At 60.6% G+C, this 14,856-nt stretch carries 12 protein-coding genes; 3 read left to right on the top strand and 9 right to left on the bottom strand.

Features of this window, described 5'->3' with window-relative positions; all coding sequences use genetic code 11:
* Positions 1-2,407 (bottom strand): DUF6531 domain-containing protein (locus tag QMX86_RS24080; RefSeq protein ID WP_282390418.1); only part of this gene is annotated, 2,407 nt, incomplete at its 3' end.
* A 239-nt stretch (positions 2,408-2,646) separates the two neighbouring features.
* Here QMX86_RS24080 and QMX86_RS24075 point away from each other — a divergent pair.
* Positions 2,647-3,342, top strand: coding sequence for an HAD-IA family hydrolase (locus QMX86_RS24075; protein WP_282387396.1), 696 nt, complete (start codon positions 2,647-2,649; stop codon positions 3,340-3,342).
* A 62-nt stretch (positions 3,343-3,404) separates the two neighbouring features.
* On the opposite strand, the gene QMX86_RS24070 is transcribed toward QMX86_RS24075, so the two are convergent.
* Positions 3,405-4,151, bottom strand: a complete 747-nt coding sequence (locus tag QMX86_RS24070) for a 3-oxoacyl-ACP reductase family protein (protein ID WP_073473945.1) — start codon at positions 4,149-4,151, stop codon at positions 3,405-3,407.
* Between the two features lie 125 nt (positions 4,152-4,276).
* Between QMX86_RS24070 and QMX86_RS24065 the strand changes: the two genes are divergently transcribed.
* A complete protein-coding gene (locus tag QMX86_RS24065; RefSeq protein WP_282387398.1) occupies positions 4,277-5,200 on the top strand; it encodes a LysR family transcriptional regulator in 924 nt (307 codons plus the stop codon).
* Positions 5,201-5,331: 131 nt separating this feature from the next.
* On the opposite strand, the gene QMX86_RS24060 is transcribed toward QMX86_RS24065, so the two are convergent.
* From QMX86_RS24060 to QMX86_RS24050, 3 genes are all read right to left on the bottom strand, one after another.
* A complete protein-coding gene (locus QMX86_RS24060; protein ID WP_282387020.1) occupies positions 5,332-6,060 on the bottom strand; it encodes an aspartate/glutamate racemase family protein in 729 nt (242 codons plus the stop codon).
* Between the two features lie 54 nt (positions 6,061-6,114).
* A complete protein-coding gene (locus tag QMX86_RS24055; protein WP_282387019.1) occupies positions 6,115-7,653 on the bottom strand; it encodes an NCS1 family nucleobase:cation symporter-1 in 1,539 nt (512 codons plus the stop codon).
* Positions 7,654-8,225: 572 nt separating this feature from the next.
* On the bottom strand, positions 8,226-8,966 hold the full coding sequence (locus QMX86_RS24050; protein ID WP_243241704.1) for a phosphoadenylyl-sulfate reductase: 741 nt from the start codon (positions 8,964-8,966) through the stop codon (positions 8,226-8,228).
* 165 nt (positions 8,967-9,131) lie between these two features.
* On the opposite strand from QMX86_RS24050, the gene thrH reads away from it, so the two are divergent.
* Positions 9,132-9,749 (top strand): bifunctional phosphoserine phosphatase/homoserine phosphotransferase ThrH, encoded by a 618-nt coding sequence (thrH, locus tag QMX86_RS24045; protein ID WP_122705845.1) that lies wholly within the window; start codon positions 9,132-9,134, stop codon positions 9,747-9,749.
* Positions 9,750-9,910: 161 nt separating this feature from the next.
* On the opposite strand, the gene pabB is transcribed toward thrH, so the two are convergent.
* The 4 genes from pabB to QMX86_RS24025 all read right to left on the bottom strand — a co-directional run bounded on the left by pabB (position 9,911) and on the right by QMX86_RS24025 (position 14,566).
* Positions 9,911-11,254: an aminodeoxychorismate synthase component I gene (gene pabB / locus QMX86_RS24040; protein WP_282387018.1), complete on the bottom strand. Its 1,344-nt coding sequence runs from the start codon at positions 11,252-11,254 to the stop codon at positions 9,911-9,913.
* Between the two features lie 248 nt (positions 11,255-11,502).
* Positions 11,503-12,489 (bottom strand): alpha-L-glutamate ligase-like protein, encoded by a 987-nt coding sequence (locus QMX86_RS24035; protein ID WP_016773817.1) that lies wholly within the window; start codon positions 12,487-12,489, stop codon positions 11,503-11,505.
* A complete protein-coding gene (locus QMX86_RS24030) occupies positions 12,489-14,024 on the bottom strand; it encodes an inactive transglutaminase family protein (RefSeq protein WP_024012295.1) in 1,536 nt (511 codons plus the stop codon). Before QMX86_RS24030 ends, QMX86_RS24035 begins: the two co-directional genes overlap by 1 nt.
* 5 nt (positions 14,025-14,029) lie before the next feature.
* Complete coding sequence (locus QMX86_RS24025) at positions 14,030-14,566, bottom strand: ATP-dependent zinc protease (protein WP_273527284.1); 537 nt, start codon at positions 14,564-14,566, stop codon at positions 14,030-14,032.
* Between the last annotated feature and the right edge of the window lie 290 nt (positions 14,567-14,856).

Here is a 14,856-nt window from a genome sequence, read left to right as displayed (position 1 = left end):
TGCGCCGATAGATCCACACCGCGTCGCCTCGGCAACGCTTGTAGAGAAAACCGTTGCGGTACTCGTAGGACGTTGGTGCATCGTCCGGCGGAATCAGCGCGATCAGCCGTCCGACTTCGTCGTAGCGATATTCGGTGACCGCGCCCAACGCATCCTGCTCGGCGATCAAGCGCCCCTGCTGGTCATAGGCCTTGAGCTGCTCGCCGCCATCGGCCGCGACCTGACGCACCAGCCGCGCACGTTCGTCGTGGACGTAGACTTCTTCGGTGCCGTCGACGTAATGCACGGTCACGCTGGCGTCGTCATCGTTCCAGACGTAACGGGTGTTCATCTGCGAGAACGACGCCCAGTGGCGCACGCAGCGGGCGGCTTTGCCCTCGCGCTGCCACTCCCAGAAGAAGCTCGCGCCGCCGGTCAACTGGCGCTGGAGGATGACGTGGTGGTCGTCGTAGTCGTAGCGCTCGCTGTCGCCGACCGCGTTGGTCGCGACCAGCAGGCGTTGCCGCGCATCGAAGCTGTAGGTGGCGAGGTTCTGCTCGGTGGTCCACTCGCCCTGAACAAAAACTTGGTAATCGACCGCCACCAGTTGCGTGCGGTCATAACGCAACAGCAATGAGCGGCCGGCGCCGTTGTCCAGACGCTGAATGCGGTCGGAGCGATCGCGTTGCAGGGTCAGACGATTACCGTAGACATCGCTGATTGCGGTCAGCCGGCCGGCGCGAAAGTGATAGAACCGCGCGCTGTCACCGGCCAGGGCGAGGATCAGTTCTTCCGGCTCATCGCCGAGAAAGATCGCCGCCCGCGACAGGCTGTTGTGAATCGCCGGGCGCGCGACGTTGGGCAGGGGAAAGCGGGTGCGGCGGTTCTCGTGGTCGATCCAGATCACGCCATCGCCGTCGAAGGCCAGCCGATGCGCCAGCGTATGGCTCCAGCCAAAACCCAGGCCGATGTCGATCTCGACCGCGCTGCTGCGGTACAAGCGGGTGAACTCGAAGGGCAGCACGCCATCGAGCACCGCGTCGGTCAGGGTCAACAGTTCTTCGCCGGTGACCATCGACACCGGGCAGCCATTGGTACAGGTTTTGGGCACGCAATCGGCGGCATCGCCGTTGGGGTTTTTCGCTTGGTCGGGGACGTCGTCGTGGGGCTCGTGGCGCTCAAGGCGCGCCATGCCTTGGGATTTTTCCCGCGCGAGCGGCGCCGGATTCGGCACGTTGAGCACCACCGCGTCGGCCTGGCGAATGTTCAGCGGAATCGATGGCGTCGGCTTCAGCTCCACTTCGCGGGCATGAAACATCAGCGGCTTCAGCGTGCTCGCGTGCTGTTTGAGTTCCGGTGTCGAAGTCAGCTCAGCCAGACGCAAGGCTGAGGCGGCCAGCCATTCCCGCGCCCGAGGCGACTTGATTTTGGCCAAGACCTTGCTGCTCAAACGCAGCGATACGCCGGCACCGCCCGCCACGCGCATCAACAGGAAACTGATGAGCAACTCGGTGCGAACTTCGGCCACCACTTCGGCGAGGTATTGCGGCGGCAGCATCTTCAGCCAACTGGTGAACGCGGCCAGATGAATGAACAGCAACGGCTCGTCGCTGAGCATCAACAAGGCGTTGGCAATCGCCTCGCTGGAAGCCGCCAGCAGCGCCTCAAGTTCGACTTCGCTCAGGTATTCCAGGAGCTTTGCGCTGTGTTCCTGGAGGTCGGCGAGGAGGGCAAACAGCTGCTGAATGTCATCCCAGACGCCATTCAGGGCTTTTTCCAGGCCGCGCCAATCGGCCCGTTGCAACTGTCCGTAACGATCAAGAAAGCCGGCGCTGGAAAACTCCGTCCATTGCGGTTGGAAGCCTGTCCATTCGCTGCGCAGCCAGCCTTCAAGACCGGCAATGACGCCTTCATATGAGGCATACAGGGCGCGGACATGGTCGGTAGAAACATCGGGAAAGAAGGTGACGCGGTAGCGCTGGCTCCGCACGCAATCGGTCACCTCGAGGATCCCGCTCGGGCCGATGGTGTGGCGCAGTGGTTCGCCGAAGGTCTGTACGCCGTCGACTTCGCTGAGCAGCGGTTCGAGGGTCACCGGGGTGTCGCCGATCGGCACAAAGCGCGCCGCTTCAAACAGGTGCACCAAGGTCAACGGACCGCTGGCCGGACACATGACCACCGATGAGCTGACAGGTGCGTGCGAGGTGATCGGCGCGCTCAGTTGTACGTCATTGCCAACCTTGAACACCTGCTCGATGTCCAGCGCGGTCCCGGTCCAGAACTGCTCGGCCCAGGCGTCGTAGTTTTTCAGGCACAGGCGGAACTCGTCGATCAGCGCTTCGAAATCTGGCTGCTTCGGATTCAGGGCGGCCACCACCAGCAGTCCGATGCTGTTGTTCAGGGCCAGGAGCTGATCGGGTTGAAACATTCGCAGTCGCTCGCGCATATGAAAAAACGGGAGCGCGGACTTTGCGGGGGATCAAAAAGGAAAGAAGTCGGGGAAGTAGGCAGTGTCTGTAGGAATTTTCGCTAAATGCGAAAAGGCGTCGATGGCATTGCCCGTTGCTCAATGTCCATCGGCCTCGCTATGCTGCTGAACCCATTAATCAGATCCGCGTTGCGGCACGCTGCCTGTCGCCCGGGATGTCTTTGTTAACGGATCCGATGATGAATGCACCGCTGAAGACGTTCGGCCCGATCAAGGCCGTGATTTTCGATATGGACGGTTTGCTGCTCGATACCGAGGGCATTTACACCGAGGTCACCTCGCTGATTGCCGGGCGCTACGGGAAAACCTTCGACTGGAGCGTCAAACAAAACATCATTGGTCGCGGTGCCAATGACCTGGCCAACTACGTGGTGCAGGCGCTGGAGTTACCGATCACTCCGGAAGAATTTCTGCAGATCCGCGAGCCGCTGATGCGCGAGCGTTTCCCCAAGGCGCAGGCGATGCCGGGGGCCGAATCGCTGGTGCGTCACCTCAAAGCGCACAACATCCCGATCGCGGTGGGCACCAGTTCGTCGCGCCAGTCGTTCGGGCAGAAAACCACCTTGCACCGTGAGTGGTTTGCGCTGTTCGATTTCATCGTCACGGCGGACGATCCGGAAGTCGGCGCGGCCAAACCGGCGCCGGATATTTTTCTCACCGCCGCCCGGCGTTTGGGCGTTGCGCCCAAGGATTGTCTGGTGTTCGAGGATTCGCCGTTCGGCGTCACCGCCGCGAAAGCGGCAGGCATGACCGCAATCGCCATCCCCGACGCGGCGATGGCCGATGAGAAATATGCTCACGCTGACGGCATTATTCGTTCGCTGAAAGCATTTATGCCCAGCGCCTTTGGCTTGCCGACGCTGGAACTGGCTTGACCGTCCACGCAAAAACGCCGCCCTTGCTATAAAGAAGGGCGGCGTTTTTTCTTGCCGGTCTGTCAGGCGCCGAAACCACCGTCGATGGTCAGGCTGGCACCGGTGATGTAACCGGCTTCCGGTCCGGCCAGGTAGGCGACGAAGCTGGCGATTTCTTCGGCGGTGCCGTAACGACCGACGGCCATCAGCGGGATCAGGCTGTCGGCGAATTCGCCGTGGGCCGGGTTCATGTCGGTGTCGACCGGGCCAGGTTGCACGTTGTTGATGGTGATGCCTCGTGGGCCGAGGTCGCGGGCCAGGCCTTTGGTCAGGCCGACCAGTGCCGATTTGCTCATCGCGTACACGCCGCCACCGCCGAAGGGCATGCGGTCGGCGTTGGTGCTGCCGATGTTGATGATCCGCGAGCCTTCGCCCATGTGTTTCGCCGCTTCCTGGGACGCGATGAACACGCTGCGCACGTTGATGGCCAGGGTCTGATCGAAGTCTTCCAGTTTGAAGTCTTCCAGCGGCGCGATGGCCAGTACGCCGGCGTTGTTGACCAGAATGTCCAGGCGTCCAAACGCTTCGACGGTGGCGCTGACGGCGTGGCGAATCGCGCTGGCGTCGGCGCTGTCAGCCTTGATCGCCAAGGCTTTGCCGCCGTTGCCGGTGATGCTGTTCTGCAGTTCTTCGGCTTTGGCGGCGGAGCTGACGTAAGTGAAAGCGACGGCGGCGCCTTCAGCGGCCAGACGTTTGACGATGGCCGCGCCGATGCCGCGCGAACCGCCTTGAATCAGAGCTACCTTACCGCTGAGGTGTTGAGTGGTCATGTTCGATCTCCAAGTGTTCAAGGCGGAATGCCTTGGTGTTGGTGCCGAGTATCGGCGTGGCATCGACAACCGGGTAGACCATGATTGCTATAGTCTGTGTAAACCAAAAGTTTATAGTGACGATCATGGAAACGTTCAGCAGTATCGAATGCTTTGTGCGCAGCGCCGAAGTCGGCAGCTTCGCCGAAGCCGCGCGACGCTTGAGCCTGACCCCGGCGGCGGTCGGCAAGAGCGTGGCGAAACTGGAGGCGCGGCTTGGCGTGCGGCTGTTCCAGCGTAGTACACGCAGCCTGACCCTGACCGAAGCGGGGCAGCTGTTTTTGAGTGAAGTCAGCGCCAGCCTGACCACCATCCAGAATGCCGTGGCCAATCTCGCCAGTGCCGGCGGGCAACCGGCCGGCACGCTGAAAGTCAGCATGGGCACGGTGTTCGGCCGTCTGTATATCGTGCCGCTGCTCGGTGAGTTTCTGCGGCGCTATCCCGCGATCAACCCGGACTGGCATTTCGATAACCGCCAAGTCGACCTGATCGGACAGGGCTTCGACGCGGCGATTGGCGGCGGCTTTGAACTGCCACAAGGCGTGGTTGCGCGCAGGCTGACACCGGCGCACCGGGTACTCGTGGCATCGCAGGATTATCTGCAAAAACATGCGCCGATCAGCCATCCCGATGACCTCAGGCAACACGACGGCATTCTGATTCGCTCACCGCAGACCGGGCGCGTGCGCTCCTGGCAACTGACTCACCGCGATCAGCAACACAGTCCGCTGATGTTGCGGGTGCGGATGACCATGAGTGATTCCGAGGCTGCCTGTGCAACCGCGATGCAAGGTCTGGGGATCGCATTGGTGAGCATGCCGTTTGCGGAGCCGTATCTTCAGGCGGGGACACTGCAGCGGGTGCTGCCGGACTGGTTTGTCGATGACGGCAACATTTCGATCTATTACGCCGAGCACAAATTGTTGCCGGGCAAGACCCGGGCGTTTGTGGATTTCGTGATTGAACAGTTTGCTGAGCAGGGACTGGGGCGGCGGTTTAGTGCTATCTGAGCCAGGCACCAAACCGAGTTGCGGCTATCGCGGGCAAGCCCGCTCCCACAAGTTTTGAGTTGCTCACACATCTTGCAAAGAACACAAAACCCTGTGGGAGCGGGCTTGCCCGCGATGAACGATAACTCGGTCTATCGAGCAAAGCGCTGCGCCCAGCCAATAATGTTCTTCGGCCGTGGCGTCGCATAGGTGCGCACCTTCGACGTCGACAACTTCAAGCGCACCAGCGACTCGGCAATCGTCACCGCCGCTGTCACGCCATCCACCACCGGCACGCCGGTGCGCCGGCGAATTTGCTCGTCCAGCCCGGCCATGCCGCCGCAGCCCAGGCAAATCACCTCGGCCTTGTCCTGGGTCACCGCCAGTTCGGCCTGCTGCACGATCGCTTCCAGTGCGCGCTGCGGTTCATGTTCCAGCTCCAGAACCGCCAGACCACTGGCGCGCACCGAGGCACAGCGATCCCACAGACCGGACAATTTCAGCCGATCCTCGATCAGCGGCACGGTGCGTTCCAGTGTGGTCACCACCGAGTAGGCATGGCCGAGGAACATCGCGGTGCTGGCCGCCGCATCAGTGATATCTACCACTGGCACGTTGAGCAATTCCTGCAAGCCTTCGCGGCCGTGTTCGCCGTAGCCGGCCTGAATCACGGCGTCGAAGGGTTGGTCGTAGGCCATCACCCGGTCCATGACGGCGATGGCGGCCAGGTAACTTTCGAAATTGCCTTCAATCGATTCGGCGCCGAAGTACGGCGTCAGGCCGACGATTTCGGTACCGGGCGAAGCGACGGCCTGCGCCGAGCGGGCGATGGCGTCGGTGATGGATTCGGTGGTGTTGACGTTGACCACGAGAATACGCATGGAAAATCCTTATTGCGGGCAGTGGTGCGGCCCGAAAACCGGGCCGCGAAGGGATCAATGGCTGACGTTATCCACAGCGATGCATTCGCCGCTGACGTCGGCGTAATGCGTCTGGCGTTTGGCGATGATCAGGTAAAGCATGCCGGCGATACCGGCACCGATCAGCCAGGAGAATGGCGAAACACTGTGGAAACCAGGTACCAGGACCAGGACGATGGCGATCAGCGCTGCAGGAATAAACGCCGCCACCGCGCGGAAATTGATGCCACGGCTGTAGTAATAAGCGCCGTTGGGATCTTCGCTGTAGAGCTGCGGCACGTTGATCCGGCCTTTGCGGATCAGCCAGTAGTCGACCATGATCACCCCGTAGAGCGGGCCGAGCAGGGCGCCGAGGCCCGACAGGAAATACACGATCACCAGCGGGCTGTTGTAGAGGTTCCACGGCAGGATCAGCACGGCAATGGTCGCGCTGATCAACCCGGCGCGGCGGAAGGTCAGGTACTTCGGCGCCAGGTTGCTGAGGACGAACGCCGGGGCGACGAAGTTGGCCATGATGTTCACCGCGACGGTGACGATCAGAAAAGCCAGGCAGCCGAGCACCAGAAAGAATGTGTTGGGGATCGAGGCGATGATTTCGGTCGGGCTTTCGATGATTCGCCCGTTGATCTGGAACTGCGCGCCACACAGCAGCACGGTAATCGCGGCGAATACCAGAATGTTCACTGGCAAGCCCCAGAAGTTTCCTACCTTGATGGTTTTGCGGCACGGCGAAGAACGGGCGAAGTCGCAGAAATTGAGGATCAGCGTGCCGTAGATCGCCAGCCACAACGCGCCGCCGGCAAAGATGTTGCGCCACATCTCGCCACCGGTCAGCGGCTCGCGGATCGACCAGGCAATGGTCGCGTTGGCCTGGAAGTACATCCACCCGGCGAGGGCAGCAACGGTCAGCAGAATCACCGGCCCGGCAAATGCCTCGTAACGGCGCACCATCTCCATGCCGTAGGCGAGGATCGCCAGTTGCACCAGCCAGATTGCTACAAAGCACACCCAGCCCAGGCTCGACAGACCGAGAATCGAGTTGTGATCGTATTCGGCAAAGCCCGGATGCACGGCAGTCAGCAAGACGCGGAATACCACTGAGGCGAGATACGTCTGAATACCGAACCAGGCGATGGCGATAACCGCCCTGATCAATGCAGGAATTTGCGCACCATGAATGCCGAAACTGATCCGGCTGATCACCGGAAACGGCACCCCGGTTTTCTGCCCCATGTACCCGGACAGGTTCATGAAGAAGTACACCAGCGCCGCGCCAATCCCCAGCGACAACAGAATCTGCCAGCCGCCCAGGCCCAACGCATACAGGCCGATGGCGAACGAGTAGTTGGCGATGTTGTGCACATCATTCGTCCACAGGGCGAAGATGCTGTACTGGCCCCAACGCCGGCCTTCGGCTTTGGTCGGCGCCAGATCGCTGTTGTGCAGACGCGGGCTCAGTTGCAGCGGCTCGCTCAGTCCGTCATCGGGCAACGGTTGATCGAGCGTGGCGGAGGGCAGATTCAGCGCGATGTTATTCGAAAGACTTGTACGCATTCCGGCAGGCTCCTGACGTTCACTCCCGCGATGACTGTGCATGAGCGCTCAGGCTCGACAAATCTTCGTCGCGGCGGTGAAAACATCACTGGTTACGGGGCATCTGCAGCCTGTACGGGATAGGGCGCTTCAGGCTTGCGGATCGAAAGTGTGCATGTTCTGCAGTTTTGTATACAAAACATGTATGCGATAAAGCCAGATTTGTGCCAGTTGCCAATCTATAAGCGGCAGGGCTCATTTCGAATAGTTATCGATGCAACATAAGTCGCTGAAAAACCGGCGATATAAATTGATCGATCGGGCAGGAATTTTTTCCAGGGGAGGGAGTTTGCAGAGTGGCGAGCAGATGGGGATTCTGCTGGGGAGTGTAACTTTTCAGGGCGTCAGAACTGAAAGTGCACACATAAATGGCACCGATGGTGACATTCCTGTGTACACATTCTGAGTGACCAATGAGTAACCCTGTGGGAGCGAGCTTGCTCGCGAAGGCGTCATGCCTGACACGAGTTTATCGACTGCTAAATCGCATTCGCGAGCAAGCTCGCTCCCACAGATATTCCATCAACCGGGAATTATGCTTTGGATTTGCTGATGATATTCCCGGCATGCAACCCGCATTCTTTCTGCGTGGCTTCTTCCCACCACCAGCGGCCTTCGCGCTCGTGCTGGTTCGGCAGCACCGGGCGGGTGCAGGGTTCGCAGCCGATGCTGATGAAACCGCGCTCGTGCAGGCTGTTGTAGGGCAGTTCGAGCATGCGGATGTAACCCCAGATCTCCTCGCTGGTCATCTGCGCCAACGGGTTGAACTTGTACAGGGTGCGTTCCGGTGTCGAGAACGCCGTGTCGATTTCCAGCACCGCCACAGCGCTGCGGGTGCCCGGGCTCTGGTCGCGGCGCTGGCCGGTGGCCCAGGCTTTGACGTCGGACAGCTTACGGCGCAGCGGCTCGATCTTGCGGATGCCGCAGCATTCGCCGTGGCCGTCCTTGTAGAAACTGAACAGGCCTTTTTCCTTCACGAACGGTTCGAGTTTCGTGTAGTCCGGCGAGACGATTTCAATATCGATCTTGTAGTGCTCGCGCACCTGCTCGATGAAACGGTAGGTCTCCGGATGCAGGCGGCCGGTGTCGAGGCTGAACACTTTGACGTTCTTGTTCAGCTTCCACGCCATGTCCACCAGCACCACGTCCTCGGCGCCGCTGAAAGATATCCACAAGTCATCGCCGAACTCGGCGAAGGCGAGTTTGAGAATGTCCTGGGCGGATTTGTTGGCATAGGTCGTGGCGAGTTCTACGACGTCAAACGTTGGGCTCATCAGGGCGGCTTCCTACAGGTCAATGGCGCTCGGGCGCTCTATAGGGGGCCGATGGTAACAAAAAGCTGCCGGGGCCGGGGCGTCCTCTGCGTTGCGCGCGTCTGGTGCAGACGCTAGAGTTCGGCCTCGCTTGACTCAAATAATCACTACAAACGGGAGTGTCTTGTGGAAATTGCTTGCCTGGATCTTGAAGGGGTACTGGTACCGGAAATCTGGATCGCCTTCGCCGAAAAAACCGGAATCGACTCCCTCAAGGCCACCACCCGGGACATTCCCGATTACGACGTATTGATGAAGCAGCGTTTGCGCATCCTCGACGAGCACGGCCTCAAGCTCTCGGATATTCAGGAAGTGATCGCCACGCTCAAACCGCTGGACGGCGCGGTGGAGTTCGTCAACTGGCTGCGCGAGCGCTTTCAGGTGGTGATTCTCTCGGACACCTTTTATGAATTCTCGCAGCCGTTGATGCGCCAGCTGGGCTTCCCGACTCTGCTTTGCCACCGCTTGATCACTGACGAAAGCGGTCGGGTGACGGGCTATCAACTGCGCCAGAAAGATCCCAAGCGCCAGTCGGTGCTGGCGTTCAAGAGCCTGTACTACCGGGTGATCGCGGCGGGGGATTCATACAACGACACGACCATGCTCGGCGAGGCGGACGCAGGGATTCTGTTTCATGCGCCGGACAACGTGATTCGCGAGTTTCCGCAGTTCCCGGCGGTGCATACGTTTGAAGAGCTGAAGCGGGAATTTCTCAAGGCCTCTAATAGAGAGTTGAGTTTGTAGTTGTCTGGAAGGATGCCTTCGCTAGCAGGCTCGCTCCCACACGATGATCGTTCCCACGCTCTGCGTGGGAATGCCTCAACGGACGCTCCGCGTTCGGCTTTGGATGGGACGCGGAGCGTCCCGGGCTGCATTCCCACGCGGAGCGTGGGAACGATCATTCCTCAGAGGTTTTGCAGGGTTTCCAAGAGAATTCTGACTTTGGTCATCGACTCCTGATACTCCGCCTGCCAGTCCGAATCGGCGACGATCCCGCCGCCGCCCCAGCAGCACACCTGACCATCCTTGACCAGCAGACTGCGAATGGCGATGGAGCTGTCCATCTCGCCGCGCACGTCCAGATACAGCAACGAGCCGCAATACAGACCGCGCCGGGTTGGCTCCAGCTCGTCGATGATCTGCATCGCCCGGATCTTCGGTGCGCCGGTGATCGAGCCGCCGGGGAAGCTGCCCGAGATCAGGTCCAGCGCATCACGATCCGCCGCCAGTTCACCGGTCACGTTGCTGACCAGGTGATGCACATTCGGATAGCTTTCCAGACTGAACAACTCCGGCACCCGCACCGAGCCGATGCGGCAGGTGCGCCCGAGATCGTTGCGCAGCAGGTCGACGATCATCAGGTTTTCCGCGCGATCCTTGGGGCTCGCCAAGAGTTCGGCGGCGTTGGCCGCGTCCTCGGCTGGGGTCAGGCCGCGAGGGCGGGTGCCCTTGATCGGACGGGTTTCAACCTGACGCTGGCTGACTCTGACGAAACGTTCCGGTGACAGGCTCAGCACCGCGCCGCCATCGGGCAGGCTCTGGAACCCGGAGAACGGCGTCGGGCAGGCCTGACGCAAAGCGCAGTAAGCCAGCCACGGATCGCCCTGGCACTGCGCGCGGAAGCGTTGCGCGAAGTTGACCTGATAGCAGTCGCCGGCCTGGATGTAGTCCTGAATGCGTTCGAAGGCCTGACGGTAATCGTCGGCCGAGAGATCAGCGGCCATCGGGGCGTTCAGTTTGAAGGGCGCCAGCGCGTCAACTTGAAGCTGAGTGAACAGCGCGATCAATCGCTGCCGTTCACTGTCGACAAGCGATGGATGAAAGACCAATTGGCTGGTTTGCCCGTGGTGATCACTGATCAGCGCCCAGTCGTACAGGCCAAAACGCGCATCGGGCAGTTGCAGGTCATCCAGCGCCTGACTCGGCAGGTTTTCCAGATGCCGGCCGAAGTCGTAGCTCAGATAACCGATCAGTCCGCCGGCGAACGGCAATTCGTACCCGGCGGGCAACTGCGCTTCGCCCAAGCGGCTGAGGTGGTCACGCAGGCGCTGGAGGAAAGGCGCGCCGCTCTCGTCCGGCAACACCGCCAGTTGTTCCAGCGGCCAGGCGCTGAGCAAGTCATAACGGCCGCGTTCAGCGCTCGGCCGGCCGCTGTCGAGCAGCACGGCGCCGGGTGCGTTGCGAATGGCCGCGAAATAGTCGGCGGGATTGGCGCGGTAGGGCAGTGGGTGTACGGAGCAGGTCAACATGGGCGGGGCAGATCGGCCGTTGAGGCGGGGTGGGGATTGTAGTCCTCTGCGCTGCCAGATCAAAGTCAAAAGCCTCCCCCTCACCCCAGCCCTCTCCCCCAAGGGGGCGAGGGGGAAAGGGAGCCGATCTTCATGCTTTTCAAGGCCGGAGTTCGACCGGGTATTTCAGGTCGGCGCAGCTCTCGCATCCACCACGGTCAGTCCCCTCTCCCTCCGGGAGAGGGCTAGGGTGAGGGGCTTTTCAGCTTTTAGCCCTCGACCGCAGGAATATGCCCAAACATCTCCTGGGTAAACGCCACCCGCTCTTCTACCGATTCCTTAACGCCCCGCGCCTTCAGCTCTTCCAGCCGCGCTTCGACCGCGTGAGTGCGCAAGGTCAGGCCGCAATCGTTGGCGATCTGAATGTTCAGCCCCGGCCGTGCATTCAGTTCGAGAATCAACGGACCCTTTTCCTGATCGAGCACCATGTCCACACCGATATAACCCAGCCCGCACAGCTCATAGCAGCCGGCGGCGAGTTTCATGAAACCGTCCCAGTAGGGCAGTTGCACGCCATCCACCGCGTTGGTGGTGTCGGGGTGTTTGGTGATGATGTTGTTCAGCCAGGTGCCGCGCAGGGTCAAACCGGTCGCCAGATCCACACCAACGCCAATGGCACCCTGGTGCAGGTTGGCCTTGCCGCCTGACTGACGGGTCGGCAGACGCAACATCGCCATCACCGGGTAACCCATCAGCACGATGATGCGGATGTCCGGCACGCCTTCGTAGCTGATGCTCTTGAAGATCTGGTCCGGGGTCACACGGTATTCGATCAGCGCGCGGTCGCGGTGGCCGCCCAGCGAGTACAGGCCGGTGAGGATGCTGGAGATGTGATGCTCCAGCTCTTCGTGGGCGAGGATCTTGCCCGACACCGTGCGATAACGGCCTTCGAAGCGGTCGGCGATGACGATGATGCCGTCGCCACCCGCGCCCTGCGCCGGTTTGATCACGAAGTCGCTGCGCCCGCCGATGATCTCGTCGAGCTTGTCGATTTCCTTCTCGGTGGAGATCACCCCGTACAGCTCCGGCACGTGAATGCCGGCGGCGATGGCGCGTTCCTTGGTGAGGATCTTGTCATCGACGATCGGGTACAGGCTGCGCTTGTTGTACTTGAGCACGTAGTCCGCGTTTCGGCGGTTGATGCCCATGATGCCGCGCGCCTCGAGGGCCTTCCAGGTCTTCCAGAAACCGAACATCAGGCGTCAGCCTTCTTCAGGAAGGCCTTGAAACGCACCAGTTCGGTCAGGCGGTAGCCGCGATAGCGACCCATCGCCAGCATGAATCCGACCAGAATCAGCAGGATCGCCGGGAAGGTAAACACGAAGTACACCAACTCCGGCACGGTCATGATCAGGTGCGCCAGGGAGGCGGCGAACAGCGTGCCGATCGCGACTTTCAGCGCATGGTTGGCGCCGCGTTCTTCCCAGGTGATCGACAGACGCTCGATGGTCATCGTCAGAATCACCATCGGGAACAGCGCCACCGACAAGCCACGCTCAAGCCCCAGTTTGTGGCTGAACAGACTGATCGCCGCAATCAACACCACGACGAACGTCAGCACCACCGACAGGCGCGGCAGCATTTGCAGTTTCAGATGTTCGAGATACGAGCGCAGCGACAGGCCCAGCGCGGTGATCACCGTGAACAGCAGAATGCCGAAGCCCAGCTGCGTTTCGCGGAAGGCCAGCGCGATCAGCACCGGGGTGAATGTGCCCAGGGTCTGCAGGCCGACGAGGTTGCGCAGGATCAGGATCACCAGCACGCCGATCGGGATCATCACCATGATCATGAAGGTCTGCTGGGTCTGCAGCGGCAAGCCGTACAGCGAATAATCGAGGAAGTTGGCGTCAGTGTTTTCGTCGGTCAGCTTGGCCAGACGAATCGCGTTCATCTCGCTGTTGTTCAGGCTGAAGGTCACGTTGGCTTTCTTGCCGCCGTCGACGGTGATCAGGTTTTCGTCACCGGTCCACCACAGCAGGCGGTCGGTCGGCAGGCCTTGCTCACCGGTTTCCGGATTGAAGTACAGCCAGTCGTTGCCGTTGAAGCTGCGCAGCCACAGTTCGGGTGTCTGAGGCTGATCGGCGACGAGGCGGATGGTGTGGACTTTTTCTACCGGAACGTGGGCAATCGACAGCAGCAATTCAACAATTTTGGCTTTGTGCGAAGTCGACGGATCGCCGGCCAGCAGCAATTTGACGTTGTCGTCATTCACGTTGTTGACGCGCTTGATCGCCTCGCCAATAAAGGTTTCGACGTCGGCCGAGTGTTGGCGAATCGGCGCGAGCAGGGCTTCGGCGGCGATTTTTTCCGGGCCTTCGATGACCATGCTGTCACGGAAGGTCGGGCCTTTGACCTTGGATTTTTCCGCGGTGTAGCGCTTGGTCAGCACCAGACGGTAATACAGCGTCTGGTTGCCCTTGGCGCGACGGGCCGACCAGGTCACCTTGCGGTTGCCGTCGATGCGGTTGACCGCGACGCCGTAGTTATTGGAGATGAAGCTTTCGTTGAGACTGACGTAGTCGCGGCTCAACGGCGGCACGAACATCTGGATCTTCACCGGATCCTTGGTGCTGGCGACGAACTCGACCTTGGCGTCGATGTTCCACAGGTCGTCGGTGGCGTCTTCGGTCACCGGGATGCCGAGCACGAAAATCTGATAGGCCGTAACCGAAACGCCCAGCAGCACCAGCACGGCGATCAGGATTTTCAGGTGGAAGGTTAGAGAACGCATGGAAATTACTCGGCGGTATGAGCGGCGATGGTGCAGGCAGGTTTGCCGGCAGCGTATTTAAGACTGGGGTCGACCAGCGCGTCGAAGCGTTTCAGCGCCTCGGAGCCGATCAAAAGCGGGTATTGGAACGCACTTCGGTCGGTGAGGTTCACTTCGATGCTGCGCAATGCCGAACCCATGCAGATATCCAGCTCGATCACCGGACGGGCGGTGTACTGCTTGCCTTCTTCTGGATCGTAGTCGCCGGCGCGGCGCTTGATCTTGCTGACGCGAGCCAGCGGCCGTTCGATGGGGTGTGAATGCGCGGTGTCGATGGCCAGGTAGAAACGTACCCAGGATTCACCGTTGCGTTTGAAACGTTTGATGTCGCGGGCACTCAGCGAGGCGGTTTTCGCCCCAGTGTCGAGTTTGGCCGCAACTTCGAGATTGATGCCGTCAAGCGAAGCGTATTCGTTGAGGCCGTACACGGTTTTTTCCCCCGCGACGGCGAGGCCGGGCAGGCAAAACAGAGCAAAAAAGGTGGGGAAAGGCTTGAGTCTCATAAATCCTGGTGCGCAGCGTTCCGTTATCGGTTCAGGTGCCCGCACAACCGTGCGCAAGCCCCCGCGTGTGCCTGGCAGCTTTTTATGGCAAGCCGTACTAAAGACCCGCAAATGCGGGCGGCATTCTAGCACGGTGGTTTTATGGCGCCAGCGCTTGCGCCGACCCATAGGCGTTGAGCAATTATCCTTGTGAGAGCCCCTGTGGGAGCGAGCTTGCTCGCGAAGGCGGCGTGCCATTCGAAGCCACGGTGACTGACATTCCGCTTTCGCGAGCAAGCTCGCTCCCACAC

This window comes from Pseudomonas sp. PS01270 (assembly GCF_029959775.1).
Classification (GTDB): Bacteria; Pseudomonadota; Gammaproteobacteria; order Pseudomonadales; family Pseudomonadaceae; genus Aquipseudomonas; species Aquipseudomonas atacamensis.
The sequence above is the reverse complement of the archived record's forward strand: the minus strand, read 5'-3'. Positions and strand labels throughout refer to the sequence as shown.

What these genes read in the sequence shown, in the direction of transcription:
- QMX86_RS24035 (WP_016773817.1), bottom strand. Translation starts at nt 12,489, where the DNA reads ATGTTCGGTTTCTGGAAGACCTGGAAGGCCCTCGAGGCGCGCGGCATC.
- QMX86_RS24055 (WP_282387019.1), bottom strand. Translation starts at nt 7,653, where the DNA reads ATGCGTACAAGTCTTTCGAATAACATCGCGCTGAATCTGCCCTCCGCC.
- QMX86_RS24030 (WP_024012295.1), bottom strand. Translation starts at nt 14,024, where the DNA reads ATGCGTTCTCTAACCTTCCACCTGAAAATCCTGATCGCCGTGCTGGTG.
- QMX86_RS24060 (WP_282387020.1), bottom strand. Translation starts at nt 6,060, where the DNA reads ATGCGTATTCTCGTGGTCAACGTCAACACCACCGAATCCATCACCGAC.
- QMX86_RS24075 (WP_282387396.1), top strand. Translation starts at nt 2,647, where the DNA reads ATGAATGCACCGCTGAAGACGTTCGGCCCGATCAAGGCCGTGATTTTC.
- QMX86_RS24025 (WP_273527284.1), bottom strand. Translation starts at nt 14,566, where the DNA reads ATGAGACTCAAGCCTTTCCCCACCTTTTTTGCTCTGTTTTGCCTGCCC.
- QMX86_RS24050 (WP_243241704.1), bottom strand. Translation starts at nt 8,966, where the DNA reads ATGAGCCCAACGTTTGACGTCGTAGAACTCGCCACGACCTATGCCAAC.
- QMX86_RS24065 (WP_282387398.1), top strand. Translation starts at nt 4,277, where the DNA reads ATGGAAACGTTCAGCAGTATCGAATGCTTTGTGCGCAGCGCCGAAGTC.
- pabB (WP_282387018.1), bottom strand. Translation starts at nt 11,254, where the DNA reads ATGTTGACCTGCTCCGTACACCCACTGCCCTACCGCGCCAATCCCGCC.
- QMX86_RS24070 (WP_073473945.1), bottom strand. Translation starts at nt 4,151, where the DNA reads ATGACCACTCAACACCTCAGCGGTAAGGTAGCTCTGATTCAAGGCGGT.